This is a genomic window from Roseateles sp. P5_B10 (genome assembly GCF_056400485.1).
On the sequence record NZ_JBFULE010000751.1, the window covers coordinates 1 to 2,534 of the forward strand.

Annotated in this window: 4 protein-coding genes; 3 read left to right on the forward strand and 1 reads right to left on the reverse strand. The window is 68.1% G+C overall.

Translation table 11 applies throughout. The features are described from left to right. The first annotated feature begins 106 nt into the window (after positions 1-106). Genes AC1DU6_RS27020 through AC1DU6_RS27030 form a run of 3 tightly spaced genes read left to right on the forward strand, consistent with a single transcriptional unit; the run spans position 107 to position 1,954 of the window. Positions 107-754 carry a GGDEF domain-containing protein gene (locus AC1DU6_RS27020; RefSeq protein WP_477860889.1) on the forward strand — a complete coding sequence of 216 codons (648 nt, stop codon included), beginning with the start codon at positions 107-109 and terminating at the stop codon, positions 752-754. Then, the gene (locus AC1DU6_RS27025) at positions 751-1,572 is read left to right on the forward strand and encodes a MinD/ParA family protein (RefSeq protein WP_477860885.1); all 822 of its coding nucleotides are present in this window, start codon (positions 751-753) and stop codon (positions 1,570-1,572) included. The genes AC1DU6_RS27020 and AC1DU6_RS27025 overlap by 4 nt, the downstream gene beginning before the upstream one ends. Beyond that, positions 1,565-1,954 (forward strand): group II truncated hemoglobin, encoded by a 390-nt coding sequence (locus AC1DU6_RS27030; protein WP_457324030.1) that lies wholly within the window; start codon positions 1,565-1,567, stop codon positions 1,952-1,954. The genes AC1DU6_RS27025 and AC1DU6_RS27030 overlap by 8 nt, the downstream gene beginning before the upstream one ends. Here the strand turns inward: AC1DU6_RS27030 and AC1DU6_RS27035 are convergent. After that, on the reverse strand, positions 1,951-2,534 hold a 584-nt coding region (locus tag AC1DU6_RS27035), incomplete at its 5' end, for a hypothetical protein (protein ID WP_477860887.1). The two genes, AC1DU6_RS27030 and AC1DU6_RS27035, sit on opposite strands and share 4 nt — an antisense overlap.

Consider the following 2,534-nt stretch of genomic DNA (forward strand, 5'->3'; position numbering starts at 1 on the left):
CCACAGCCACACCCCTTTGGAACAACGCCTGCCCGCCACCCACCTGATCGACGCCGAAGCGCTCGTTCTGGATCAGGCCCTGCAATTGCTGCAGCAGGCCGGCGCATTGCTTCCAGACGAGGCGCCGATGAGTGCTGCCTGGTTGCAGGCCGTGCTGGATGCGCTGTGCGACCTCTCCAGCCGGGATGCGCTGACCGGCCTCGTCAACCGCCGCAGCTTCGAGATGGCGCTGGCCCGCGAGGTCGACCGCGTCGCGCGCTCAGGTGAGGGGGCCTTGCTGCTGATGCTGGACATCGACCACTTCAAGGCCGTCAACGACACCCACGGCCATGGCGCCGGCGACCAGGTCATCCGTGCCGTGGCCTGCGCCGTCGAGCAGACCGTGCGGCCCATGGATCTCGTCGCCCGCGTGGGCGGCGAGGAGTTCGCCATCATCCTGCCCAACTGCGCCTCGCATGTGGGCTTGGCCGTGGCCGAGCGCGTGCGCGAGCGCGTGTCCGAGCTCGCCATCGAGGTCGGCCCGGGCCAGATGCTCAGCGTCACCGTCAGCCTGGGCGGCGCCTTCGCGCCGCAGTGGGTGCGCTCATCACCGTTGCTTTGGACGGAGCGGGCCGACCGCCAGCTCTACCGCGCCAAGGCCGAGGGCCGCAACCGCGCCTGCCTCGAACCTCAGATCGACTCCCTGGTCAGCGCCGAAGAAAAGGGCATGTTGTTCGCCTCCCTGAATCTCGAAACGCAACAGGACACCGCATGAGCACGACCTCTGATCCTGCTGCTCCCGCCGCATCTCCTGCTCAGCCGCCGCGCCCGGCGCGCGGCGGTGCGCGCACCCTCGCCGTCACCAGCGGCAAGGGCGGCGTCGGCAAGACCTTCGTCACCGCCAATCTCGCTGCAGCCCTGGCCGCGCGCGGCCAGAAGGTGCTGGTGCTGGATGCCGACCTGGGCCTGGCCAATCTCGACGTGGTGCTGAACCTGCACCCCAAACTGACGCTGCACGACGTCTTCACCGAAARGGCCACGCTGGAGCAGGCCATCCTGCCCGCGCCGGGCGGCTTCTCCGTGTTGCTGGCCGGCTCGGGCATGGTCGAGTATTCGCGCCTGACTCCCGAAGTGCGCGACAAGCTGCTGCACATCATCGACCTGGTCAAGCCGCGCTTCGACTGGGTGCTGCTGGACACCGGCGCGGGCATCTCCGACGTCGTGCTGTTCGCGATCTCGCTGGCCACCGACGTCCTCGTCGTCGCTACGCCCGAGCCCACCTCGCTGACCGATGCCTACGCCACCATCAAGGTGCTGGCCACCCAGCAGGACCGCCGCCACGTGGGCCTGCTCGTCAACCAGGCCAACCGTGTCGGCGAGGGCAAGCTGATCTGCGGACAACTGCAGCAGGTGCTGCAGCGCTTTGTCGGCCCGACGCCGGGTCAGAGCTTCCGGCTTGAGCTCTACGGCGAGGTCAAGRCCGACGTGGCCGTCAAGCAGGCTGTGCTCAAGCGCCAGCTGATGCTGGAGCACTATCCCGGCTGCKACGCGGCCCAGGCCATCAAGGCGCTCGCCTCCAAACTCCTTGGCTGAATCGACTCCCACCACTGCCTTCGAATGGGCAGGCGGCGAGGCGCGGGTGCGCGAGCTCGTCGACCGCTTCTACGACCTGATGGACCTGGAGCCGGCCTATGCGCGGCTGCGCGCGGCGCACGGCGACTCGCTGGACGGCGCGCGCGACAAACTGTTCTGGTTTTTGTGCGGCTGGCTCGGCGGGCCAGACCACTACATCAGCCGCTTCGGCCATCCACGACTGAAGGCGCGGCACATGCCGTTTCGCATCGGCATCGCCGAACGCGACGAATGGCTGGCCTGCATGGCCCAGGCCATGCAGGAGACCGGGGTGGACCCGGCCCTGCAGGCCCGGCTGGCCGAGTCCTTTGCGGGCACGGCCGACTGGATGCGCAACGTTTAGTCGAGGCGGAACGCGAAGTCCTGCTGGAACATCGCGTCGCCCTGGCATTGGTAGCCGGCGAGGGCGGACTCCACCGAGCGCTGCAGTGAGCGCTTGGTCTTGCCGTCCAGGGCGCCTTGCATCACGCGGAAATCGCTACCGACGACGCGGCCGCCGCGCACCGTGGCAACTACCTGCAGCACGGCTTCACCGCTCCAGTTGACGGCGGGGACTTCGGGGCGCGGCATGACCGAGCAGACGGCGCCGGCCGCTCTGAGCCCCGCGTCCTGTTTCACCACAGGGGGCGTTACTGGCGGCGTGCCGGTGCCTGTCGAGCTGCCCGCCGAAACCGTGGGTTCTCCGGTCCGCTGTTCGACGACAACGACATGCGGTGTCTCCTCTGTCMATGTGGGTGGAGGCAACACGTCCGGCTTGGGAACATTGATCAGCGTGGGCTGTTCGGCCTTCTTGATCTCTCGCACAGGTTCCCTTTCGGGCTGCTTGTCCGGGATGGGTGGCAACAGGATGGTGGCTTCCTTGACCCTGGGCGGAGACTTGATCAGCCCGGCGCTCAGCGCGTAGATCCCGGCCAGATGCAGGG